22 protein-coding genes and 2 tRNA genes are annotated in these 23,402 nt (G+C 41.7%); 16 read left to right on the plus strand and 8 right to left on the minus strand.

The window, feature by feature from the left end:
- Positions 1-12: 12 nt before the first annotated feature.
- Positions 13-867: a murein hydrolase activator EnvC family protein gene (locus tag G602_RS0111080; protein WP_026659056.1), complete on the minus strand. Its 855-nt coding sequence runs from the start codon at positions 865-867 to the stop codon at positions 13-15.
- 225 nt (positions 868-1,092) lie between these two features.
- Here G602_RS0111080 and G602_RS0111085 point away from each other — a divergent pair, with 225 nt between their 5' ends.
- The 5 genes from G602_RS0111085 to G602_RS0111105 all read left to right on the plus strand — a co-directional run bounded on the left by G602_RS0111085 (position 1,093) and on the right by G602_RS0111105 (position 6,981).
- The gene (locus G602_RS0111085) at positions 1,093-1,602 is read left to right on the plus strand and encodes an SEC-C metal-binding domain-containing protein (protein WP_026659057.1); all 510 of its coding nucleotides are present in this window, start codon (positions 1,093-1,095) and stop codon (positions 1,600-1,602) included.
- Between the two features lie 164 nt (positions 1,603-1,766).
- The gene (locus tag G602_RS0111090) at positions 1,767-3,644 is read left to right on the plus strand and encodes a threonine--tRNA ligase (protein WP_026659059.1); all 1,878 of its coding nucleotides are present in this window, start codon (positions 1,767-1,769) and stop codon (positions 3,642-3,644) included.
- Positions 3,645-3,671: 27 nt separating this feature from the next.
- Positions 3,672-5,261 (plus strand): glycosyltransferase family 39 protein, encoded by a 1,590-nt coding sequence (locus G602_RS0111095; RefSeq protein ID WP_026659060.1) that lies wholly within the window; start codon positions 3,672-3,674, stop codon positions 5,259-5,261.
- Between the two features lie 21 nt (positions 5,262-5,282).
- Positions 5,283-5,966 (plus strand): hypothetical protein, encoded by a 684-nt coding sequence (locus G602_RS0111100; protein WP_026659061.1) that lies wholly within the window; start codon positions 5,283-5,285, stop codon positions 5,964-5,966.
- 145 nt (positions 5,967-6,111) lie between these two features.
- Positions 6,112-6,981 (plus strand): CPBP family intramembrane glutamic endopeptidase, encoded by an 870-nt coding sequence (locus tag G602_RS0111105; protein ID WP_026659062.1) that lies wholly within the window; start codon positions 6,112-6,114, stop codon positions 6,979-6,981.
- An 86-nt stretch (positions 6,982-7,067) separates the two neighbouring features.
- Here G602_RS0111105 and G602_RS29855 read toward each other — a convergent pair whose 3' ends face one another.
- The 3 genes from G602_RS29855 to G602_RS0111120 form a co-directional block, all read right to left on the minus strand.
- Positions 7,068-7,226 carry a FeoB-associated Cys-rich membrane protein gene (locus G602_RS29855; protein ID WP_081675979.1) on the minus strand — a complete coding sequence of 53 codons (159 nt, stop codon included), beginning with the start codon at positions 7,224-7,226 and terminating at the stop codon, positions 7,068-7,070.
- 106 nt (positions 7,227-7,332) lie between these two features.
- Entirely contained in the window at positions 7,333-7,884 is a 552-nt protein-coding gene (locus G602_RS26260) for a flavodoxin family protein (RefSeq protein WP_044931863.1), read from the minus strand.
- A gap of 27 nt (positions 7,885-7,911) precedes the next feature.
- Positions 7,912-8,316, minus strand: a complete 405-nt coding sequence (locus tag G602_RS0111120) for a hypothetical protein (RefSeq protein ID WP_026659063.1) — start codon at positions 8,314-8,316, stop codon at positions 7,912-7,914.
- Positions 8,317-8,553: 237 nt separating this feature from the next.
- On the opposite strand from G602_RS0111120, the gene trkA reads away from it, so the two are divergent.
- The 4 genes from trkA to G602_RS0111140 are packed head-to-tail and all read left to right on the plus strand — an operon-like array spanning position 8,554 to position 12,435.
- Complete coding sequence (gene trkA / locus G602_RS0111125; RefSeq protein ID WP_026659064.1) at positions 8,554-9,915, plus strand: Trk system potassium transporter TrkA; 1,362 nt, start codon at positions 8,554-8,556, stop codon at positions 9,913-9,915.
- 51 nt (positions 9,916-9,966) lie between these two features.
- Positions 9,967-11,412 carry a TrkH family potassium uptake protein gene (locus tag G602_RS0111130; protein WP_026659065.1) on the plus strand — a complete coding sequence of 482 codons (1,446 nt, stop codon included), beginning with the start codon at positions 9,967-9,969 and terminating at the stop codon, positions 11,410-11,412.
- A 20-nt stretch (positions 11,413-11,432) separates the two neighbouring features.
- Complete coding sequence (locus G602_RS0111135; RefSeq protein WP_026659067.1) at positions 11,433-11,648, plus strand: hypothetical protein; 216 nt, start codon at positions 11,433-11,435, stop codon at positions 11,646-11,648.
- Between the two features lie 19 nt (positions 11,649-11,667).
- On the plus strand, positions 11,668-12,435 hold the full coding sequence (locus G602_RS0111140; RefSeq protein ID WP_242835584.1) for an inositol monophosphatase family protein: 768 nt from the start codon (positions 11,668-11,670) through the stop codon (positions 12,433-12,435).
- A gap of 160 nt (positions 12,436-12,595) precedes the next feature.
- Here the strand turns inward: G602_RS0111140 and G602_RS0111145 are convergent, their stop codons facing one another.
- Positions 12,596-14,164 (minus strand): alpha-amylase family glycosyl hydrolase, encoded by a 1,569-nt coding sequence (locus G602_RS0111145; RefSeq protein WP_026659069.1) that lies wholly within the window; start codon positions 14,162-14,164, stop codon positions 12,596-12,598.
- Positions 14,165-14,314: 150 nt separating this feature from the next.
- Here G602_RS0111145 and G602_RS0111150 point away from each other — a divergent pair, with 150 nt between their 5' ends.
- Positions 14,315-15,181 (plus strand): TraX family protein, encoded by an 867-nt coding sequence (locus G602_RS0111150; protein ID WP_155829818.1) that lies wholly within the window; start codon positions 14,315-14,317, stop codon positions 15,179-15,181.
- Between the two features lie 182 nt (positions 15,182-15,363).
- On the opposite strand, the gene G602_RS0111155 is transcribed toward G602_RS0111150, so the two are convergent.
- Complete coding sequence (locus G602_RS0111155) at positions 15,364-15,591, minus strand: hypothetical protein (protein ID WP_026659071.1); 228 nt, start codon at positions 15,589-15,591, stop codon at positions 15,364-15,366.
- A gap of 229 nt (positions 15,592-15,820) precedes the next feature.
- Between G602_RS0111155 and G602_RS28890 the strand changes: the two genes are divergently transcribed.
- The 5 genes from G602_RS28890 to G602_RS30390 all read left to right on the plus strand — a co-directional run bounded on the left by G602_RS28890 (position 15,821) and on the right by G602_RS30390 (position 22,663).
- Entirely contained in the window at positions 15,821-18,727 is a 2,907-nt protein-coding gene (locus G602_RS28890; protein WP_049945182.1) for a response regulator, read from the plus strand.
- 700 nt (positions 18,728-19,427) lie between these two features.
- On the plus strand, positions 19,428-21,110 hold the full coding sequence (locus tag G602_RS0111165; protein ID WP_026659072.1) for a hypothetical protein: 1,683 nt from the start codon (positions 19,428-19,430) through the stop codon (positions 21,108-21,110).
- Positions 21,111-21,505: 395 nt separating this feature from the next.
- The gene (locus G602_RS0111170) at positions 21,506-21,877 is read left to right on the plus strand and encodes a hypothetical protein (RefSeq protein ID WP_155829820.1); all 372 of its coding nucleotides are present in this window, start codon (positions 21,506-21,508) and stop codon (positions 21,875-21,877) included.
- 126 nt (positions 21,878-22,003) lie between these two features.
- Entirely contained in the window at positions 22,004-22,312 is a 309-nt protein-coding gene (locus G602_RS0111175) for a hypothetical protein (protein WP_026659074.1), read from the plus strand.
- A 159-nt stretch (positions 22,313-22,471) separates the two neighbouring features.
- Entirely contained in the window at positions 22,472-22,663 is a 192-nt protein-coding gene (locus G602_RS30390) for a hypothetical protein (protein ID WP_155829822.1), read from the plus strand.
- Positions 22,664-22,807: 144 nt separating this feature from the next.
- Here the strand turns inward: G602_RS30390 and G602_RS0111185 are convergent.
- Positions 22,808-22,878: transfer RNA gene (locus G602_RS0111185), tRNA-Gly, on the minus strand.
- A 22-nt stretch (positions 22,879-22,900) separates the two neighbouring features.
- A tRNA-Pro gene (locus G602_RS0111190) sits at positions 22,901-22,974 on the minus strand.
- 253 nt (positions 22,975-23,227) lie between these two features.
- Between G602_RS0111190 and G602_RS32220 the strand changes: the two genes are divergently transcribed.
- Positions 23,228-23,402, plus strand: a 175-nt coding sequence (locus G602_RS32220; protein WP_081675980.1) for a helix-turn-helix domain-containing protein, incomplete at its 3' end; no start/stop codon positions are given.

Below are 23,402 nucleotides of genomic sequence, written 5' to 3' on the forward strand. Positions count from 1 at the left end.
TTGTTGCCTCCTTTATCCGTTTATCTCAATAAGATCCTCTGGATTTATAAATGCTCCCTCTTTCTTTAGCTGGAATCCCAACTTGGTGTTGTCACTACCGACAACGAAGAGCGTTGCTCCCTTCAAAACGGTGTCGCCTTCATGAACAAGGCTTTCACCTGCGTTTCTGTATATGGAAATATAACCATTACCATGGTCAATTGTTACTGAATTGCCGTATTTTACATCACCTGCCACGGTGGTTACCGTACCGGATCCGGCAGCTGTAATGGTTGAACCCTCTTCTGTAGTGAGGATAAGGATTGGATCAAATGCTGAGGTATCAACTGCTGTAGCTTCAGCATTTTCCTCACCGCCATTATCACCATCCGCTTCAGCTGTAACAGCATTGCCATCGCCATCGATGAGACCTTCTATTGCAATTTCGCTGGAAGCAGGATCGTCAAAGCTTGCAATCATGGCAGCTGTGCCGGTTATGGGCAGCTGTGTGGGAATGCTCTGCTGCTCAGCCTCGGCAGCTGTCTGAGCTTCAGCCTCTACCTTCTGATTCAAGGCCTGACTCAGCTGTGTTACTTCATTTTGGAGTTCTGAATTTGCCTGTGTAAGAGCCTTGTTCTCATCGTCAAGTTCGGCAATCTTCAAATCCTGTTGAATAGAGTACTTTTTTAATGATGAAACTGTGATTCCCGAATGGACAAGAAAGCATACCAATGCAAGAAAAATCCCGAATATAGTAAATGCAAGAACCTGAGTAGCCACATGCCCGAGATGAAAGCCCCCGCTGCTACCGTCCGAATCACCGGATATAATCATGAATGTGTAGTGGCGTTTATGCCTGTGTTTTTTTGGTTTATTTAAATCTGCCATAAAAAACCCCCATTAAAATTCAACTAATATTACCATAAATTATGTAAAAATCCAATATCTAGTTGTTGATTAATTACAAACCGCAAAATCTGCTATTTTGATAAAGGAATCCACAAAATATGCCAAACGTTTACAATGAATCTAAAAGATAATATAATATGAAAGATTATGACATGTAGTGCATGTCCATATAGAAATACAAATTTTTAAAAGTGAGGTTACATTATGGCATTATTAGAACAGTGGCGCGGTATGGCTTATTCAGAAAAGGCTGATAAGGCACAGCTGCAGAAACTTTGGACTGATTATTTTCAGAAGGAAAAGGACATCTATGCAGAACTTCTTAAGAATCCCGATGAAGTTGTAAAGGGAACAGTTAAGGAGCTTGCTGACAAATATAACATTGATATCATGACAATGACAGGCTTCCTTGATGGAATCAATGATTCACTTAAGGAGCAGAATCCTATCGAGGAGATGGAAGAGGATACTGAGGTTCAGCTTGGATTTGACAAGGAACTTCTTTACAAGAACATGGTAGCAGCAGGTGCTGACTGGCTCTATGGTCTTACTGAGTGGAATGATATCTTCTCAGAGGAGAAGCAGAAAGAGCTTTACAAGGAGCAGAAGGCTTCTCAGACAGTACGTAAGGAGAACAAGGTATATCCTAACGATCCCTGTCCGTGTGGAAGTGGCAAGAAGTATAAGAAGTGCCACGGTAAAGGAAAGTTCTAAGTGAACTAACCCTCATCCGTCCGCTGATGCGGACACCTTCCCCCTGAGGGGGAAGGCATTTTTTATTTTTTTGGCCTTCCCCCTTTGGGGGAAGGTGCCCGAAGGGCGGATGAGGGTAAAAATATAATAACTGTGCCCGGTTGGCACGGAAAAGGAGAAAAATCATGACAAAAGAAGAATTCAAAGAAGTGTACCGCCATTCATTGGCACACATCCTTGCAAAAGCCGTAATCGAGATTTATGGTAAGGAGACACAGTACGCAATTGGTCCGCAGGTGGCAGACGGTTGCTACTATGATTTCGTTTTGCCAAAGGCTGTGACAGAGGATGATTTCAAGGCCATCGAGGATAAGATGCGTGAGATCATCAAGAGAAGAGAGGACTGGACAAGAAAAGAGGTTTCAAAGGAAGAAGCCCTCGAGATCTTTAAAGATCAGAAGTTTAAGACAGAGCTTATAAATGATCTTCCTGACGGAGAAACTATCACTACTTATAACACAGGTGATGATTTCATCGATCTCTGCCGTGGACCTCACGTTGAGAACTCTCAGGAGCTGATGAATGTTTCATATAAAATCAAGGCAGTATCAGGTGCTTACTGGAGAGGCGATGAGAAGAGAGATTCCATGACAAGAATCTATCTCTATGCTTTCCCGAGCAAGGATGAGCTTAAGGCTCACCTCAAGATGATCCAGGAAGCTTTGGAGCGTGATCACAAGAAGATCGGTGCTCAGCTTGATCTTTTCATGTTTGACGAGACAGCTCCCGGAATGCCTTACTGGCTTCCCAGAGGCTGGAGAATGTACCAGAAGCTCCTCAAGTTCTCAAGAGATATTCAGGAGAGACATGGTTATACAGAGATCGCAGCTCCTCTGATTGATAACAAGAAGCTGTGGCTTATCAGTGGACACTGGGCTCATTACATCAACAACATGTTCATCGTACCAGGAATCGCAGGTCATGTTCAGGCTGACACAACTATTCCTGATGTAGCAGAGAGCATGGATGAGGATGCAGCTAAGACTCCTGTTAAGATCGAGAGAGGCTCTGTTATCTACAACAGAGAGGCCCTTGATACAATGGGTGCTAAGCCTATGAACTGCCCTAATGCTATGATGACCTATAAGAGAACTGTTCATTCCTACAAAGAGCTTCCTATCCGCTACAGCGAGTATGATGTTCTTCACAGAAAAGAGAAATCCGGTCAGATGAACGGACTTTTCCGTGTTCAGGAGTTCAGACAGGACGATGACCATACATTCGTTATGGAGTCACAGATCCAGGATGAGATTGCAGATATCATCTCAATCGCAGACGAGATCTACAAGACATTCGGTGTTACATACAGAGCAGAGTTCTCAACCCGTCCCGATGATTTCATGGGTGATATCGAGGTTTGGAACAGAGCAGAGGCCGCTATTAAGAGCATTCTTGATAAGAAATATGGCGAAGGTGGCTATGAGATCAACGAGGGCGACGGCGCTTTCTATGGTCCTAAGATCGACCTTCAGATCAAGGACGCACTTGGAAGAGAGTGGCAGTGCGGTACAGTACAGCTTGACTACCAGCTTCCTCACAACTTCGGCCTTACATATCAGGCTCAGGACGGAAGCCTTGAGATGCCTGTTGTTATCCACAGAGCTATCTATGGCTCACTTGAGAGATTCATCGGTATCATCATCGAGAACTTCAAGGGTGCGTTCCCGTTCTGGCTCAGCCCTTATCAGGTAGGTATCGTTCCTATCCGTGTTGAGCACAACGAGTATGCTAAGAAGGTTGCTGACCTTCTCTTCGAGAACGGCATCGATGTTGAGGCTGATTACTCCGACAACAACATGAAGGAGAAGATCAAGAAGTTCAAGAACTACAAGGATCCTTATATCATCGTTCTTGGTGATAAGGAGGCAGCAGAGAACACTGTTTCAATCAATGTTCGTGGTTCTAACAAGCAGATTCAGAATGTACCTCTTGATAAGTTTGTCGAGATGTGCAAGAAGATGAATGCAGAGCACACACTTGAGCTGATCGATAGCATTGATTAAATATTTGGCAGACGGATGAGGGGAATAATGGAACTCCTTAACTATTCAAAAAAAGCATGGGACAAAATGCAGATTGTCTGCGGAATTCTTTTATATCTTCTTTCAGCAGGTATGATAGTCTATGCAGTTTATCTGTGCTTTAGTCCTGACATATGGTACGACGAGCTTTACAGCATACAGTTTGCGTTAAAGCCGGTATCGGAAATGATTAAATTAACAGCGGCGGATGTACACCCGCCGCTGTATTATGTTATCGTGCATTTCATGATAGAGGCATGTGGCACATCAGCAGGGAATATGCCTGTTATCTATGCAAAAATTGTAAGTGTCATTCCACTGGTAATTCTATTGTTGTACGGATTAACTATCATTAGAAAACGCTATGGAATTCTCACAGGCGGACTCTTTTCATGTGTTGTGATCGCCATGCCCCAGATGGCTGATTATTCCGTTGAAATAAGAATGTATAGCTGGGTTATGCTTTTTGTGACAGCACTTTGTATTCATGCGGAGCCTTTTCTTCAGACTGACAAGGATAAGCAGGTACGCGGCTTAAAGTGGGGAAAGGCATTACCTGTTTTTCTCTATGGTCTTTTTGCATGCTACACACAGTATTATGCGGCAGTTTCAGTGGCTGCGATTTATCTTTTGCTGATTGTGTGGTCTGTTAGAAAAAATATCTATCAGCTAGGAATTCTTCTTATCAGTGCAAATTTAACAGCGGTGTGCTATGTTCCATGGATTGGGGTAGTGCTATCGCAGGCGCGGTCTGTGTCATCTAATTACTGGATACAATCACTCAGCCTCAGAAGCTTCGGCGGAATAATTAAGTTCCTGATGAAGCCCGGATTCTTCAATGAAAAGCTGGCAACAATTCTTGCGGTAGTAATGTTTGTACTTGTTGTAATTGTTGTCTTGGCAAATTTCAGGGATGTGTATATGTGGCTGTGTTTTATGCCTGTAATAGGAATCATAGCCTTTGGCTTTGCTGCATCAATGCTTCTCAGACCTGTTTTTACATACAGATATATGATTCCGGGTATGGGTGCGATGTGGTTTGGAGTGCTTCTTGGTGCAAGAAAGCTTCTGCAGAATAAAAGCAAATTGATGATTGCCGGCTTTTTGCTTACAGTACTTATGATTGTTTTCTGTATAAGAGATTTTTGGGCTTTTCGTGGAAATGAGTTATACAAACGTGTTAATATGGTGGAAACGGAAAAATTCTGGAATGAAATAAATGATTCAAATTCCGGGGAAAATACAATACTCATTTGTAATTTTGACCAGGTGTCTGCGCTGACTCTGTACTATGCAAATGGAATGAGAGATGTGACAGGTGATGCAGGAAAAGAACCCCCTGTAACTGTTTATTTATATGGCGCCATGACTGACGCAGTTTTGGAGAATACATTTCCGGGAATACTAACCATCAGCGAATACTGGGAGGTTCAGGAGCTTATAGACAGTGGGGCCAGAGTCCTGTTTCTTGGAAGCTTTAATTCAAGGGAGGATATCCTGAAGGATTGGAAGGAATCTCCTGCTAAAATCGGAAACAGGAATATAGGAAGCTATCTGCATGAGAGATACTGGTTTGACGTATTTGAGTTATCCAGATAAATATTTAAAGGAGTAGATGGATTGCGTATAAAGAGACTGATTTCAATAGTATGTGTGCTTGGTTTGTTTACAGTAGCTGAATATAGAACGCAGGTCATCGCATCAGTTGGAGCAAATGCGGCTCTTGAGGAAATAATAAAAGGTGGGAGCGACGGGGAAAATTCGGAAATGAGTGAGAGCACACCCGAGGGAATGTCAAAGCTACCCGAATCACTCACCTGCTCCTTTGTGGTGCCGGAAGGCTTTAAAACATCCGGAGATCCCGGGGTGTATGTAAATGAATTTTATCCACTGGAGTCAGCGAACGTTACTTATGCCGTAACTAAAATTCCTGAGAAAAAGGTCCTGACAAATGCCCAGAGGACAGCAGGCGAGACGGAAGACGATAATGTAGAATACAGGTATGATGAGCTTACAGCGGATATGTACGAGAGTGCTCAGAAGGCAAACTATGAGAGCCTCTACGGCGAGAATATCGGATTTACTCTCGAAGCCTTTGAAAGTCAGGAATATGACGGTTTTCCGGGATATATGATAAGGACATCTTTTACTCCTGAGAATTCACAGACAATCCATCAGGTTACAGTAATAGTCCTGTCAAAAAATAAGGTTTATACGATTGTATATTCAAGAGCAGAGGATGATGATTTTGAAGATGCAATTGCAGAAAGTATTTCAACTATTCATGTAATTTCCAAAAATTGAAGAAATATGATACAATTAAGTCGCGCGTGTCTTGAGGATGAACAAGACTATGCGCGGCTATTTTTGTGTTCAGCGTTTGAATCAAAGCTGATATGCAGGAAAAAATATTGGAAAAAGGGAACGGTATGAAAGGAGACAGATTTTTATGAACACATCAAAGGGGAACAAATTTTCAACAGTACTAAAAGCATTTGGGATATTGCTGGCATTTATGGCTTTGCTGAATCTGATAGTGATGGTGATAGGCGGAGCACAGACCATTTTGGCAGTAGCAAATGGGGTTGTAGCTAATGATCAGATAGAGCTGACAAACTATTTTATTAGTACTATGGCAGTTGCACAGTTTATTGCTGAGATAATCTGTATAGTAGTTTTGGGATTCTGGTATTACAAGGCATTTGTAAAGAAGGCTAAGAGTCAGGGAACTTATGAGTCAGGCTTTAAGAAAATTGCAAGCATTAAAGATATAGCATTTATTGTGTCGATGACACTTACATTCTATTTTCTGGATTCTGTAATCGCGAGCGTAGTTATGACTCTTGTTCCTGGAAGCGGAGAACTCTTTGGAACTTTGATGAACTCTATTACAAGTGGCAATGTGATTGCTGGAATGCTGACAGTTATGCTTCTTGGTCCTATAGCTGAAGAGCTTGCATTCAGAGGAGTTATGCTTCAGACAACAAAGAAGGGCTTTGGAATAGTTGGATGTATTGTTGTGACAGCAATAATGTTTGGAATCATGCATATGAATCCGGTTCAGAGCATATATGCAATTCCGATAGGTGCAGCACTGGCTTTTATTGCTTACAAATATAATTCACTAGTTCCTGCCATGATCGCACATGTTTTGAATAACAGTTTATCTGTTATCCTCTCAAAGTTGGTAAGTGAATTAAATGAAGTAGTATGTGTGGTTATGATTGTAGTATTTGGTGCTTTATCAATTTTCCTGTACAAGCAGCTCCCTGCAAGACAGGAGAAGACTACAGAACAGGATTCAAGAATTTCTGCATAAAAATATAAAAAACGTCAGGATACATAATGTCTGCGATATGTACCCTGACGTTTTTTGTTTAAATACTTTTATAAATTTCGCAGTAGTTACTTCTTGACTGCAGGAGTGCAAGAGCACGATTTCTTATGGCAGGCACCGGCTGAAGGACAACCGATACAGCCGCCCTGCTTCTTCTTTTTTATAATGTAGCGAATATCGAAGATTAATATCGCTGCAATTATCAAAATTATTATTACGTTTGTCATTTGAATCACTTCCTAAAAAACAATTTGAGAATCGTTCTCATTTGCTATGAGTATAGTACCGACCAAATGAAAAGTCAAGCGATTATGTTAGCAATGGCAAACATGATCAAATAATATCCTTTATTCTGGAATAGCTTTCTTCTGTAGGAATTCTGTGGATGGCGGTATCTGTAAAGACATTGGCCTTAAGCAGATCCTGTTTGTCCGGATGGTTTTGCCCCTCATCAAAAACCGCTATCATTCTGTCGATCATCTCATCATCATATTTTCCGCGCATGGCTTCATAGCGGTCGCGGATAATAAGCGGCATACTTCCCTGGCAGAAGAATGAACCAAGAAATACGTTATCCGAAGCAAGCCAGACCTTGCCTATGGATTCCATGGATCTATAGTAGGCAGGATCATTTCCCATACCACAGGTTCCAAAAAAGGCGACATTTTTTCCATGAAGAGAGGTGATCAGATCGATGATTTCAAGAGAGCAGGTGCCTCTGTTGACCCAGTAACCTATGAAATAGGTTTCGGCATCATGCCTGCCGTTCCAGCTTCTGATGTTGATTTCTTCCTTGGAATCAGAAGGGAGGGCATAGAAAATCTCATCCGCTATTTTCTTTGTATTTCCTGTTTCACTTGCATAAACAACTAAATACTTCAGCATGCGTCCCTCTGGTTCCAATAATGACTGTCAGGACTTTTTCAGAAAGGTGTTGCCACACTTTGGACATCTTATTTCAATCCGGCCCTTACCACGCGGCACTCTGATTTTTTGACTGCAATTAGGGCATTTATAGATATGAAAAGCTTTATTCTGTGTCCAGGTGTCCTTAAAGTTTCTGAAGAAGTCCAGAAATTTATCAGTAAATTTTACAAAAATCTCATTCTCGCGATAACGGGCAGGAATATTCTTGGAAAACAGACGGAAATAGCTGTAAAACAGCATTACGACAGCTACATAATATAAAATCCCAAGCGGTGACGTGAAAGACAACACAAGTAGAATTACTGCAACCACAAGGCTGCACTTTGTAAGTCTGTCAGTTCCGTACGCTCCGTATCTTCCCTGAAAAAAGCGATAGAGAAAATTTTTCATTAAGTACGCTCCATGGTTCGCTTTTGGCATTATACAAAAGACGAACTGTTAACAACAGTGAACTCGCTGACAAACCCCCTCAATATAGGGAAAGTATAATTTTTATTAAGTGAAAATACAATTAATCCGATATAAATTTATCTTAAAAATCCATTAATGTCTTATAACGCAAACATCAACAAAAATAAAGAAAAGTGTTATAATGTGATGTATTTATTTTTTATTTGGAGGCATTTTATGCAAATTATCATAGTTGGCTGCGGAAATGTTGGTGCAGCACTAACTGAGCAGCTTTCGGGCGAAGGCCATGATGTTACGGTTATTGAGGAAAAACGTGATGTCATTCAGAGTCTTGTTAACAATTTCGACGTTATGGGAATTGTGGGTAACGGTGCAAGTTATCTGGTAATGAAGGATGCAGGTATTGAGTATGCAGACCTTATGATTGCGGTTACCGGTAATGATGAGCTTAACCTCCTCTGCTGCCTTATTGCGAGGAAGGCCGGACATTGCAACACTATAGCAAGAGTCAAGAACCCGATCTACAAGAGAGAGATCAGCTTTATTAAGGAGGAGCTTGGACTTTCACTTGTTGTGAATCCCGAGGAGCTTTCAGCGGCTGAGGCTGCGAGATTACTTAAGTTCCCGGCTGCTACAAAGATAGAGACCTTTGCGAGAGGCCGTGCAGAGATTGTTCATATGACGGTTGACGAGGACAGCAGAATCTGCAACAAATCGCTTAAGACAATTCAGTCAGAAATCAGAAGTAAAGTGCTTATTGCTGTTGTAAACAGAGCGGATGAAGTTTTCATCCCCAACGGTGATTTTGTACTTAGAGCAAACGATGAACTTACAATTGTGGGTGCTTCCAGAAGCATAGCAGAGTTTTTCAGAAAAATAGGTCTTCCTACAGCAAGAGTTCACTCCGCTATGATAATCGGTGGTGGTGCCACATCCTACTATCTTGCACAGCAGCTGATTTCCTTCGGAATAGATGTGAAAATATTTGATAAGGATCTTGAGCGTTGCAAGACTCTCTCTGATCTGTTGCCGCAGGCACTTATTATAAATGCTGACGGAACAGACAAGGATGCACTCATGGAAGAGGGGCTTGTAGGAACAGAGTCTTTCGTTGCCATGACCAACCTTGATGAAGAGAACATAATGCTCTCAATGTATGTAAAAAGTATTAACCCCAAGGCAAAGCTTATCACCAAGGTGCACAGGGTTAACTATGGTGAAATAATTGATTCACTTCAGATAGGAAGTATTGTTTATCCCAAGAACGTAACTGCGCAGCGTATTGTACAGTACGTCCGCGGTATCAGCAATTCCATGGGAAGCAATAATATAGAAGCTTTGTATAAGATGAATGACGGAAAGGTTGAGGCGCTGGAATTTTTCGTTGATGAGAAGGCCCCTGTTATCGGAAAACCGCTGCAGGAGATGCATCTGAAAAAGGGAATCCTTGTTGCACTTATCAACCGCAAGGGTGAGATCATATCCCCTACCGGACAGAGTGTTATCGAGGCAGGTGATACGGTTGTTATCATCACCAGCCAGCTAGGACTTTTGGATATTTCGGATATCATTGCTTGAATTAACTCATATTTTTTTGCGAGGGGAATTCTATTTTTTAGGGAGTTATTTATGAACTATAAAATGATCCGTTTTCTGCTGTCACGAGTTTTACAGATTACGGGAATACTAATGCTGCTGCCGCTTATTGTTGCAGCCATATATAAAGAATGGTTTTGCGCAAAAATGTTTATCCTGGTGATTGTGGGATGCATGGTCATAGGATCGATCGGCGCACATTTTAAACCGAAAAACGTGGCAATCTATGCCAGAGAGGGATTTGTTGCCACAGCGCTTACATGGATTCTAATAAGTGCTGTCGGAGCTCTTCCATTTGTCCTCACAGGGGTTACGAAGAGTTACGTCGATGCTTTATTTGAAACTATATCAGGTCTTACAACCACAGGATCAACGATTCTGTCAGATGTCGAGATGTACTACAGTGTTCAGTTCTGGCGTACCTTTACTCACTGGATCGGTGGAATGGGAGTACTGGTTTTCATTCTTGCTATCATGCCGATGGCGGGCGGCTACAGCATGCATCTTATGAGAGCTGAGTCACCGGGACCTTCCGTTGGCAAAATCGTACCCAAGGTTCGCGAGACAGCGAAGATCCTGTATCTTATTTACATAGGAATTACGGTCAGCCAGGTAATACTGCTGCTTGTGACAGGCCTTAATCTCTTTGAAGCTTTAACTACTACCTTTGCTACAGTTGGTACCGGAGGATTCGGTATAACAAACGCCGGAGCCAATCAGTTTTCAACAGCTTCACAGATCGTTATTACGATTTTCATGATCATGTGTGGTATTAACTTCAGTGTGTACTATTACCTCATAACCATGAGACCCAAGGAAGCCTTCAAGAATGATGAGGTTAAACTTTATCTTGGATTGATGTTTGCATCAGCTATTCTTATTGCGCTGATGATACATACCGACGGAATTACGAAATCTCCGTTTATGGCGTTCCATCATTCACTGTTTACAGTGGCATCGATTATGACCACAACAGGTTTTGCAACCCTGGATTTCAATAAGTGGCCGCAGCTGTGTAAGACACTTCTTGCATGCCTTATGCTACTTGGAGCCTGCGCAGGTTCTACGGGAGGCGGATTTAAGCTGTCACGTCTCCTTATTCTTCTTAAGGCTATGAAAAATGAACTTATTTACATCGTTCATCCCAAGTCAGTTAAGAAGGTTTACATGGATGACCACTCAATTGACTCAACAGTTGTTAAGTCAGTGTCCGCTTACCTTAGCATGTATGTTGTAATTTTTATCTTTTCAATTCTTATCATCTCAATTGATGAGTTTGACTATGAGACGAACTTCACAGCTGTTGCAGCGACACTGAATAACATAGGTCCCGGTCTTAGTATGGTCGGTCCCACCGGTAACTTTGGTGCATATTCGGATCTGTCCAAACTGGTGCTGATGTTCGATATGCTTGCAGGACGACTGGAGCTCCTGCCTATGCTGATATTGTTCTCTCCCAGAACCTGGAGTAAGAGATAAAAAGTGCGGAGGAAATACGCATGGAAAAATACATTGTTTCAAAACGCATATGTGATAAACCGGTTGATATTCTGAGGGTTGATAGCAGGATTCTTGCGCACCTGAAGGAACAAAAGATTGAGACAATCAGGGATGTTATAAATAATCAGGACAAGATTCCACCCAAAGATCTGGATGTGATAAAAACTAAAATCAAGTATCTGGTATTGGCGATGGATAAACGCGGTTTGAAATAAACTGCCAGGAGGATATGACTTGAAAATCGAAGATATAATTGCCGTTGCAAAGGATGCCGGCGAGATTATGCTTGGTGCCAAAAGACCTAAAATTATGGAGAAGGCCGGGCATGCGAATTTCTGTACGGAGACGGATGAGAAGATACAGAAGTTTTTGATCGAGAGGCTGCAAAAGGTTCTGCCTGAGGCAGCTTTTCTTGGGGAAGAGGATGGTCATGACGTCTTTTCGGAGAAGATGAAAAGCGGCTACTGTTTCGTTATAGACCCCATTGACGGTACTTCAAATTTTATCTATGAATACAGACCTTCTGTGATTTCCATCGGATTACTGAAGGATGGAAAACCGTATATGGCGGTTGTCTACAATCCTTATGATGATATGATGTTTTCTGCTACAAAAGGGCAGGGAGCTTATATGAACGGTGAGAAGATTATGTCAGCCGATACGCCGCTGTCAGATTCCCTTGCAGTATTCGGAACAGCACCATATTATACTGAGCTCCAGGACAGGACCTTTGATATTGCCAAAAAGATCCTTCCTCTGTGTGTTGATCTCAGAAGATCAGGAACTGCTGCCTGGGATTTGTGCTGCGTAGCACTTGGAAGAGTAAATCTCTATTTTGAACTCAGAGTACAGCTTTGGGATTATGCGGCAGCAGCACTTATCGCTGAGGAGGCCGGCTGTATTGTAACTGATATAGAGGGAAATCCTCTTGGCTACGATGGCAAGACCTCAGCTTTGTGCAGAGCGAGAGGGGTTAAGGAAATACCGGAGTGCTTTAAGTGATAAAAATTAAATAAAGTGCTTTGTTGTTTTCTGAAGTTGGAAATACACTTTTGTAATGACATAGTAAAAGCCTTATGCCAATCAGATGAATCGGCATAGGGCTTTTTGTATATGAATGTGAGATTTTATTATATGTGTCTGAGTTATGGATGTTGCTTTGTTATCTATATACAGCAAATGACTGGGCGCCAAGAATAAGCTCATCACTGCTTAATTCGGCGGTGCCGATACCATAAATCAATTTGCCTGCTACTATGTCCATAATATTTCCTTCAAAATCAGAGGTGTTCACGCGGACTTCTTCGCCGCCCGGATTAACAGCCAGGAGCAGGTCACCTCTTCTGTAAACAAGAATTCGCTCGCCTTTTGCTGAATATACTTTTTGAAAATCGGCATCTGCCTGAAGGTCCTCGTACTCGTGTCTTAAGTTTATAAGACCCTTTACTGTATGATAAATGGAATCAGGATCATTTTCCGCGTCGCTTACGCTTGGAGCATCTGCTGAGGAATCCATTGAAATATAAAGATTTTCTGCCGGAGCATCGGAGAATCCAAAGTTCTTTTCATTCTTATCCCACTGCATGGGAGAGCGGGATCCTGTCCTCTGGAAACCACCTTCCTTAGTCCTGACATTTTCAAGATACTTCATGCCAATCTCATCACCATAATATAGGAAAGGCACACCGGGCATTGTGAAGAAAAATGCGTAGGCAAGCTTTATCTCAGAAATATTCAGAGCTTTTGTTACTCTGGGCGTATCGTGATTGCAGGTGATAAAGCTGATGTAACCGTATTTTTTGGAACCTTCATATCTGGGAAGATAATCAGCAAGGAACCTCTCCGGATCATCTCCGCCATCCTTTTTGAAGTAGCTGTGGTCACCACCCTCGGTTTCGCAGTCTCTTACAAGTACGTTGTAGCCATTACCGTGGTGATCAAGATAAAAGTCAGCATGGAAACCATATTTTAACGCACACTGAGGATTGCACCATTCTGAAATGAGTGCCGCATCAGGATAGTCCTTATCCATCATTTTTCTGATATCTGTCCAGACTGCACCGGTAGCGCTCTTTACATCATCATCCTCCTTAACAAGTGAATCAGCCATGTCAACGCGGAAACCATCGCAGCCCTTATCAAGCCAGAAGCGCATGATGTCTTTTAGAGCTTCTCTGGTTTCTATGCAGGAGGGGTGATCAGGGGCAAGCTGCCATTTTTCAGTCCTGTTTAAAACACCGTAATTCAGTGCAGGCTGACACTTGAAAAAGTTCAGCATATAGCAGCCCTCGCGTTCAGCTTCACCGCCGATGTAGGGATGGCCTGCAATTCCGCAGAAGGCACTATCGGTCCAGATGTATCGGTCTGAAAATTCATTCCTTTCAGGCTCGCAGCTCTTCTTAAACCATTCGTGTTCCTCGGAGGTGTGCCCCGGAACGAGGTCGAGTAGTATTTTTATATCCTTTTTATGGGCTTCATCAAAAAGACGCACCAAATCGTCATTGGTGCCGTATCTCTCAGCTACCTTCCTGTAATCACGTACATCGTAGCCCGCATCCTTGAAGGGTGAATCAAATAGTGGATTCAGCCAAATGGCATTACAGCCAAGGCTCTTTACATAATCAAGTTTCTCGATGATGCCCTCAATATCACCGATTCCATCACTGTTGGTGTCATTAAATGACTGTGGGTAAATCTCATAAAAAACTGCATCAGATAACCATGCCGGCATAATCTAGTCCTCCCTTTTTTCATTTAGTAAGTTATCTCCATTGTGTCAGGTTGTCTAGGAAATCGTTTTCCTATAGCATTATGGCACACTTTACTTAGGAAAAAAAGATAATTTTTTGACCTTTTGCGTCAGGCATCTTATAATTTTTTCATGAATACTAAAGAACAGAATATATTTTCTTCACTTCAAAAATTTCAATTTGTAAATGCGGATTGCTTAAAGATTATCTCGATAGTCTGCATGCTGATAGACCATATAGGAGCGGGGATTCTGCTTTATCTTATCAGAAGCAGTATTTATCCCTTTGGCATGAATTTTGACCAGTCTGCAGAGCTCTATCACTGGCTTCGGCATATTGGGAGACAGGCATTTCCTATTTATTGTTTTCTCATAGTTGAGGGACTTATTCATACCAGGAGTGTTCCTAAGTATCTGATGAATCTGGGGATTTTCGGTGTAATATCTGAGCCGTTTTTTGATATAGCGGTTAAGGTAAAAAATGAGGTCTTTTCGACGGATATTAAGACTTTGTATGCAGTAAACAAGGAGATTTTGTTAACACATAGAAATGTTTACTTTACGCTGCTTATAGGACTTTTTGTCATATGGGTAATGCAATATGTGGAGAGTAATCTTTTTACTGAAAATCCTGCGTCGCTACTTGGCATGAATGCTGATAATCCATTGCATGTGCTTATCTATACCATGCCGGTTGTTGCAGGTGCGGCTCTTGCCCAGGTGATAGACTCCGACTACAGATGGTGGGGCGTATGCCTCATAGCAATCTTTTTTGTTTTCAGGAGAACAAGGCTTTTGGCATGCATCGCCGGTTACTTATTTTTTATGAATATGGGAACTGAAGTCTGGTCACTCCCGGCATTTATTCTGATTGCTGCCTATAATGGAACGCAGGGAAGTATCAGTAAGAAATTCAAATATGCATTCTACGCATTCTATCCGGTACATCTGCTGGTTATATATCTGCTCAGGTGTTATCTGTATGTGGTGATGCAGTAAAAGTGCAGTTATCCGAAATTTACAGTTCTCGGACGAGGAGATGATTTTCAAAATTTAATAAAAATGGATATCGACTGTCCCGAACGAACGAGAGAGGAGATATCCATTTTTTTATAATTTTAGAAAATCACGACGCAGACGTAAACGTAAATTTCGGATAACTGCACTTATACGGGCGTTATTTATTCAAACCTTGCTACCGAAAGGAAAATTGCAAACAGAACAAGCAACACGAAAATCAGGAAGATAAATTCTATTATCTTCGCAAAAATGCTGAAGTGTTTGAAGTCGCCGCTGAAGAATAAAAATCTTACAAGGACGAGGAAAAAGATCAGCTCTGCTATGACTATTATTGCGTCAAAAATAATTGACATAAGGGCTATAGAAGCCATTACCGGAGGTATGAACATTTCTTGGAATTCCTCTAATACATAATCGAATATTTTATTATTTTGCCTAATTATGGATGATTATATTTTACCACCAAAGATATCTCAAATTAAATGTGTATACCGCATTTTTAAGCCATTTTTAATATCTACTTAATAGAATTGTCATTGTTATTATGATAGACTAAATCCGAATTATCATAAAGTTATGATGGTGTAGTATATGCTGTAAGTTTTTGGAGATGATCTTATGAAGAAAAAAGGCATGACTCTCACTATACAGCTGGTCATAATAGTGTCCGCTATCCTTCTCATTGGCGATATGCTGATGGGAATAATTCTCATGAAACAATCCCAAAATTCAATCAAAACAATTATAAACGGAAGAATGCTTGATATAGCCAATACCGCTGCTGCCATGCTTGATGGGGATATTATGGAAAAGCTGACGGCAGAGGATGAGGGGACGGAGGAATATGAGTCCCAGATGAGGAATCTAAAGGCTTTTCAGGACAGTATCGAGCTTAAATACATCTACTGTGTTAATGATGAGGGTAACAAGCATTTTACCTTTTCGATTGATCCGACTGTTCTTGATCCGGCGCCTTTTGGGGCAGATGTGGTCTATACGGATGCTCTTTATACAGCAAGCCTGGGTACGCCGGCTGTTGATGAGGTGCCCTATCAGGACGAGTGGGGAAGTTTTTACAGTGCCTACAGCCCCGTTTTTAATTCCAAGGGTGAGGTTGCGGCCATTGTAGCGGTGGACTTTTCAGCAAAATGGTATGAGGATCAGATTTCAAGACTTGCAAGAACCATAATGTTTTTTGTCATCGCTTCCGTAAGCATGGGTGCAATTATTGTGATTGTGGCGATGGGTGGAATCCGTAAAAATTTCCATGACATCAGTAGCGAAATAACTGATCTTGAGAAAGATGTTGATGATATCACACGGGAAATTGCAAATTCGGTGCAGGGGGATAATCCGCTGTTTGACCAGGCAGAGAGTGATCTCTCCGGGGATACGGCGGGAAATCCGGATGAAAATCATGCAAATAATGTTGAGTATGATATCAAGGAGATGGGGGAGAAAATACATGCTGTTCACAGTGGTATTAGGAATTACCTGGACCATGCACAGAGACGCGCCAACAGTATGATAACAGCCCTGGCTTCCGATTATAAAAGTGTTTATTATGTCAATCTCGATAGGGACGAAGGTATTTGCTACAGGTCCCATTCCAGTCTGGAATATGGGCTTCAGGAGGGTGAGCAGTTTGTTTTCAGCGATACCTTTGAAAAGTATGCCTATGAGTATGTCTCTGAAAAATACAGGCAGGGGTTCCTCGATTTTATTGATCCTGAAGTTATTAGAAAAAGCCTTGAAACAGATGCGATCATTGCCTACAGATATCTGGTTGAGAGGGATGGAAAAGAGTATTATGAGATGCTCAGAATGGCTGGTGTCAGAAGAGCTGAGGACAGGGATGACCATATAGTTCACTCGATCGGTGTTGGTTTTACTGATGTTGATACGGAGATGAGACGGTCTCTTGATCAGAGTCAGGCGTTAAGTGATGCACTTGTTGTTGCAGAAGAGGCCAGCAAGGCGAAGACAGCTTTCCTTTCAAGTATGAGCCATGAGATCAGAACTCCCATGAATGCCATTATAGGCCTTGACAGGATTGCCTTAAGTGATCCCGATATTTCGGATAAGACAAGGGATTACCTTGAGCAGATCGGAAGCTCTGCCAATCATCTTTTGAAGATAATCAACGATATACTTGATATGTCCAGAATTGAATCAGGACGCATGATAATCAAGCATGAGGAGTTTTCATTTAAAAAGCTCCTTGGGCAGATTAACACCATTATTGGAAGTCAGTGTAGTGATAAGGGGCTTACCTATCATACTGAGATAAAGGGTGAAATCGATAATTACTACATTGGCGATGATATGAAGCTTAAGCAGGTTATCATCAATATTCTTGGGAACTCAGTTAAATTTACGGAACGCGGTGGAAACGTCAGTCTTGAGATAAAGCGTATCGCACGCTTTGATGGCAAGTCTACTTTGAGATTTAAAATGAAGGATGATGGAATCGGAATGGATGAAGAGTTTATTCCGAGGCTTTTTGCCCCCTTCAGCCAGGAGGATTCCTCCAGTACCAATAAGTATGGAAGTACCGGACTTGGCATGGCTATTACGAAGAGCATCGTTGAGATGATGAACGGCAAGATTGAGGTTAGGAGTAAAAAGGGCTCTGGCACAGAATTTACTGTGACTGTAACACTTATGGAATCCGAAAGAAAGGATACTCATGAGGATGAGAGTGAAGTAAATCCTTATGAGCTTTCGGTTTTGATAATTGATGATGACAATATTGCAAGTGAGCATGCATCTGTAGAACTGGAAAAACTCGGAATAGAGGCTGAGATAGCTCATTCCGGTCAGGAAGCTGTTGATATGGTAAGGCTACGGCACGCAAGAAGAGAGCCTTACAATCTGATTCTTGTCGACTGGAAAATGCCTGAAATGGATGGAATTGAGACTACAAAGAGAATCAGGGAAATTATCGGTGATGACTCAGTAATTATTATCCTTACAGGGCAGCAGTGGGATGATATCCTTGAAGATGCTGTGAATTCAGGCGTTGACAGCTTCATGTCAAAGCCGCTTAATTCGGCTTTTGTTATGGAGCAGTTCAAGGAAGCTCTGATCCAGAAAAATATGAAGAGCTCTGCGAATACTGAGAAAGTGCCGCTTGAGGGACGCAAAATACTTCTCGCTGAGGATATTCTGGTGAACGCTAAGATCATGATGAAGGTTTTGTCCATGAAGAGCATTGAGGTCGACCATGCTGAGAATGGAAAGATTGCGGTTGAGATGTTTGAGTCTCATCCGGAGTGGTATTATGATGCAATTTTGATGGATATGAGAATGCCTGAGATGGATGGTCTTACTGCCGCTTCGGCGATTAGAGCACTGGATAGAAAAGATGCGAAGAAGATTCCTATCATTGCACTTACTGCCAATGCTTTTGATGAAGATGTGCAGAGAAGCCTCCAGGCTGGCCTTAACGCGCACCTTAGCAAGCCTGTCAAGCCGGAAGTGGTATTCGATACTCTCGAGAGTTTGATCAGTGATGAGAGATAGGGGCATAATCTTGTACGTGTTTCCGTTTTTGCATGTAATCAGTCAGTATTTGGTATTTCATTTGTATTGACGTAATCGATTTTTATGGGGTAGCCCAATAATTCCATTATTGCACTTTTAGACTGATTCGTTTTGGAATGCGGCAATTATGTACCCTGCATGAGTTAAGTCTGTTCGCGAACAATTATGAAATTAGACGTAAGCGAATTTTTGCCGTTATTCCAACATGGGAATTCTGCTGATTATTGACGTAAATGTTTAGAGTTGAAAAAAACTTTATTCTATTCATTTTACGTCTATTTACAATGATAGTATCGCATTGGTATAAGGCTCTAATATTGTGGTAGCCCAGTATCTGCTTTTACAACTCTATTGACTGAATTCTCCGAACTTATGGAAACTTATTTATTCAACGAGTTACGTCTATTCGCGAAATATTTAGCATTTAGGAATAACCACCATTTTAGGTTTAAATCAATACACTCTCAAAAACAATTTCTGACGTATGATTTTTTCCTTTTAAGTTCAATTTAGGTTTTCATGTAATAATCCTAAACATAGAAACAAGAAATGCAACAAAATACAGCCTGCTTCATTAGACAGATTAAAACGAATAATATGACTTATGCTGAAACAACAGTTGCAAGAAAGAGACAATTACAACAAAGGAAAGTTGTAATACAAAAAGGAGATTATTGAAATGAAAAAACAGATTCTTGTTTATCTTGGAATTGGACTTATATGCTTTGCACTCACAGGATGTGGAGGGACAACAGGTACGATATCCGGCGATACAGCTCAGGGTACTGAAAGCGTTAACGCTGAGGATGGCGCAAACAATGAAGATGCTGACGGAGCAGATGGCGCCGAAAACATTGATGATGAGAATGCACCTACAGGTGGTGCACCAAACGGAGAAAATGCAAATGGCGAGAACCAGGGAAATCCACCAGATGGCGAGAAGCCTGATGGAGAGGCTCCAAACGGCGAAGCTCCGAACGGTGAAGCGCCTAATGGCGAGGCTCCCGGAAATCCGCCTGATGGGCAGGCTCCCGATGGAGAAGCACCCGGAAATCCACCTGATGGTGAAAAGCCTGACGGAGAAGCTCCGGGAAACCCACCTGATGGTGCACCTGGAGGCTTTGGCGGTACCGGACAGAGCAGTGCTGACATAGATTACGAGGCTGCTACTACAATTACAGCAGCTGTGGAATCAGATGGACAAACTTACGAAACTGAAATTGCAGATGAGAGTGCACTTTTAATATCAACAAATGAAGAAGTTACTATTTCAAATGCGACAGTTACTAAAACAGGTGATTCCGATGGCGGTGACAACTGTAATTTTTATGGCTTGAATGCAGCTGTGCTGGTAAAGGACGGATCAACAACCACTATCACAGGTGCAACCATTACATCTGATGCGGATGGAGCAAACGGAGTCTTCTCCTATGGTGGAAACGGCGGTAAGAACGGAGCTGATGGTGACGGTACAACAGTAAATATTTCAGATTCGACCATTACAACAACAGGTGATGGCTCCGGTGGAATAATGACAACAGGCGGTGGTGTGACAAATGCCAAGAACCTGACAATAGAGACAAGCGGAAGATCTTCAGCAGCAATAAGAACAGACAGAGGTGGCGGAACAGTAACGGTTGATGGTGGAGAATATACCACTAACGGACTTGGTTCACCTGCGATTTATTCAACTGCTGACATCACAGTTTCAAATGCAACGCTTACATCTACACAGTCAGAGGGTGTCTGCATTGAGGGTATGAATTCTATTACTCTTAGTGACTGCGATATGACTGTTGAAAATACCAACATGAATGGTAACGCAACATTTCTTGACTCTATTATGATTTATCAGTCTATGTCAGGAGATGCAGACAGCGGTACCTCAACATTTTCAATGAGTGGTGGCTCACTTACAAGTAAGAACGGACATGTCTTCCATGTGACTAACACAAATGCAGTAATTAATTTATCAGATGTGACCATAAAGAACTTTGATTCTGAAGATATTCTTATGTCTGTCTGCGATGACGGCTGGAATGGTGCAGGAAATGTAGCAACAGTAAATGCTGATAATCAGGAGCTTAGCGGAACAATTCTTGTGGGAGATAATTCGGAGCTTACACTCAATCTCACAAACGGATCTGCCTTCAAGGGCAGCATAAGCGGCGAGATTACAAATGCTAAGGGCGAGACAGTTTCTACTGAAGTTGGAACAGTAGCAGTCAGCATAGATGCGGAATCTACCTGGACTCTTACGGAAGATACATATATAACATCCTTTGACGGCGATGCGTCCAGTGTTGTTTCCAACGGACATACACTCTATGTGAACGGAACAGCGCTTGAAGGAACAAATTAAAATAATGAACTCAGGGAGCCGTGTTGCATCCGAAAAACTAAGAAATAAAATGTAAATCATTCAAAGCGTGTGATGGGAATCTAATGTTTTCCATCACACGCTTATTTATTGGGCTTGTAAGATATTTTTTGCTTGTCAACGAGTTTGTTCATCTGAAATAACTTATCCATAAGATGTGATTGCAATGAGCAAAAGTATAAATTTTGATAACAATAATAAAATTAAAATATATTGCAAAATAAGCATGGCAATGTTATTTTTTTGTCTTTGGCGTGAAATATATTGGAAATTTAATAAAACTATAAGAAGCATGTAATAACAGTTATATTTGAATTAAAAGGGAGATTTTATGAGCGGATATCAATCTATAAAAAGACCAGATGGTGTAAACATAGTTGGCACAGATGCGAGTGGCCTTGGAATTGGCAGTGATGGAAGAAGATACAATAATTCTGACTTTAGTGTCGAGACTTATTCGGAGAGAGAACAACGAGAGAGAAGAGCGACTTCAGGAACAGAGGCGGGAAGAATACGAAAGAGAGCGTGAAATTGAAGCTGCTAAGGCGGATCAGAGATACCTGCAGTTTGAAGATACAGTTATAAAAAACTTTCATGAGACCAATAGAAACATGCTGATAGGGCTCTTGGCTTTAAGCCTTGCTTTTGCACTTTGTATGGGAGCATTTGCAGGAGTTATAATGACATCCCATGCAGCATCCAGTGCATATAATACTCTTAGCAGTGCTATAGTAAATGATGGTACTTAAATATATTTTAACGGATACCATCCTGATAACAACAGAGAACTGTTCTTACAGCTTTCAAGAGATGAGTGGAATCAGCTCGTACAAGTTACTACTTACACAGATCCGTTTGGAACTGTAACATCAGCCATGATATATACATATGACGAATATCATGGCAATACAACTTCTGACGGTAATCAGTCCGGAGATGACTCACAATCTGGTGGAGACACATCAGGTACACCTCAACAGAATAATACAACACCTGTCATTCCGGATCTTAAAACCGAAGATGATAAGGAAGCAGAGGCTGCAGCAGCGGCAACAGGATTTGTAGGGGCAAAGACAAGGCTCTCAGTCGGAACCACATTCACAGATTATGGTTCAGGTATTACCTATCGTGTCACCAAACAAGCTTCATACAGAACTCTCGGTGAAGTAGAAATGGTAGGCTGAAGACATATCGATGCCGGAATGGGTTCAGACCAACATCATATGTATGAATTTACAAGTGCAGGGACAATCAAACAATCAGGATTGGGTAAAATTACTACTTCAGAATGTATTTCCAAATATTTTTTCGGACATTGGAAAAACCCGTATGATACAAACAACATGAGTGGGGAAGAAGCCGGGCGTATTAACTCAGATCGTAATCTTAGGGAAGAATACGCCAAAAAGGCAGAAGAATGGTATAACTCCAATAAAAATCAATACATGGAGCCCTATGAGAAAAAAGAAGCATATATGCTTCTTGACAGTTCATGGAAGAAAAAGAAATCCAAGAAGTCTTCAAAGAAAAAGTAAATCATTCGAAAGCGGGTGATGGGGCGCTGCTCGTCCGGGGGACGAGCGTTTAGCGCCGACCGAAGCGAAGACCGAACCATGGGTTCGAGGGCTCCGCTCCCTTAACGAAAAAACCTAGGTCATAAGACCTAGGTTTTTTTGTTAAGCGGGTGATGGGAATCGAACCCACGTATCCAGCTTGGAAGGCTGGTGTTCTACCATTGAACTACACCCGCATGTGTAATATTTAGTTAACGATCGGGGTGACAGGATTCGAACCTGCGACCTCCTGGTCCCAAACCAGGCGCTCTACCAAGCTAAGCCACACCCCGTTTGGAAGCGTTCTGTTCATTACCTGACCCGCAACGCAAGTACAAGTATATATCCTGATATTAGATATGTCAACATTATTTTTGAAAAAAATTAAAAAAATTGTTATATAGTAACTTGTAAAACTAAATTCCACCCCTTTAACACACGACATGGAACTTACTAATTCCAAACTCGGGTATGGAATTTACTAATTCTTATTGATATCATCCATAGGTTCATCCACATATGCTCTCCGGCATTAAGGAGGAACTTATGGAATCCACTAATAAGAACAAGCATCTTGATTTAGACAAGCGTTATGAAATCCAGCATGGTTTGGATGACTCTCTCAGCTTTAAAGCCATTGGAGCTGCGATAGGAAAAGACTGTACAACTATTTCAAAAGAAGTCAGAGCACATATCATATATGAAAAGAAGGGCGCTCCTT

The sequence above is a fragment of the Butyrivibrio sp. AC2005 genome (assembly GCF_000424145.1).
Lineage (GTDB): Bacteria > Bacillota > Clostridia > Lachnospirales > Lachnospiraceae > Butyrivibrio.

Excerpts from the sequence above, each read along its gene's own strand:
- G602_RS0111165 (WP_026659072.1), top strand. The coding sequence starts at position 19,428 with ATGAAAAAACAGATTCTTGTTTATCTTGGAATTGGACTTATATGCTTT.
- G602_RS0111130 (WP_026659065.1), top strand. The coding sequence starts at position 9,967 with ATGAACTATAAAATGATCCGTTTTCTGCTGTCACGAGTTTTACAGATT.
- G602_RS0111080 (WP_026659056.1), bottom strand. The coding sequence starts at position 867 with ATGGCAGATTTAAATAAACCAAAAAAACACAGGCATAAACGCCACTAC.
- G602_RS29855 (WP_081675979.1), bottom strand. The coding sequence starts at position 7,226 with ATGACAAACGTAATAATAATTTTGATAATTGCAGCGATATTAATCTTC.
- G602_RS0111105 (WP_026659062.1), top strand. The coding sequence starts at position 6,112 with ATGAACACATCAAAGGGGAACAAATTTTCAACAGTACTAAAAGCATTT.
- G602_RS26260 (WP_044931863.1), bottom strand. The coding sequence starts at position 7,884 with ATGCTGAAGTATTTAGTTGTTTATGCAAGTGAAACAGGAAATACAAAG.
- G602_RS0111155 (WP_026659071.1), bottom strand. The coding sequence starts at position 15,591 with ATGTTCATACCTCCGGTAATGGCTTCTATAGCCCTTATGTCAATTATT.
- G602_RS0111145 (WP_026659069.1), bottom strand. The coding sequence starts at position 14,164 with ATGCCGGCATGGTTATCTGATGCAGTTTTTTATGAGATTTACCCACAG.
- G602_RS28890 (WP_049945182.1), top strand. The coding sequence starts at position 15,821 with ATGAAGAAAAAAGGCATGACTCTCACTATACAGCTGGTCATAATAGTG.
- G602_RS30390 (WP_155829822.1), top strand. The coding sequence starts at position 22,472 with ATGAGTGGGGAAGAAGCCGGGCGTATTAACTCAGATCGTAATCTTAGG.
- G602_RS0111090 (WP_026659059.1), top strand. The coding sequence starts at position 1,767 with ATGACAAAAGAAGAATTCAAAGAAGTGTACCGCCATTCATTGGCACAC.
- trkA (WP_026659064.1), top strand. The coding sequence starts at position 8,554 with ATGCAAATTATCATAGTTGGCTGCGGAAATGTTGGTGCAGCACTAACT.
- G602_RS0111120 (WP_026659063.1), bottom strand. The coding sequence starts at position 8,316 with ATGAAAAATTTTCTCTATCGCTTTTTTCAGGGAAGATACGGAGCGTAC.
- G602_RS0111095 (WP_026659060.1), top strand. The coding sequence starts at position 3,672 with ATGGAACTCCTTAACTATTCAAAAAAAGCATGGGACAAAATGCAGATT.
- G602_RS0111150 (WP_155829818.1), top strand. The coding sequence starts at position 14,315 with ATGAATACTAAAGAACAGAATATATTTTCTTCACTTCAAAAATTTCAA.
- G602_RS0111135 (WP_026659067.1), top strand. The coding sequence starts at position 11,433 with ATGGAAAAATACATTGTTTCAAAACGCATATGTGATAAACCGGTTGAT.
- G602_RS0111175 (WP_026659074.1), top strand. The coding sequence starts at position 22,004 with ATGATATATACATATGACGAATATCATGGCAATACAACTTCTGACGGT.
- G602_RS0111085 (WP_026659057.1), top strand. The coding sequence starts at position 1,093 with ATGGCATTATTAGAACAGTGGCGCGGTATGGCTTATTCAGAAAAGGCT.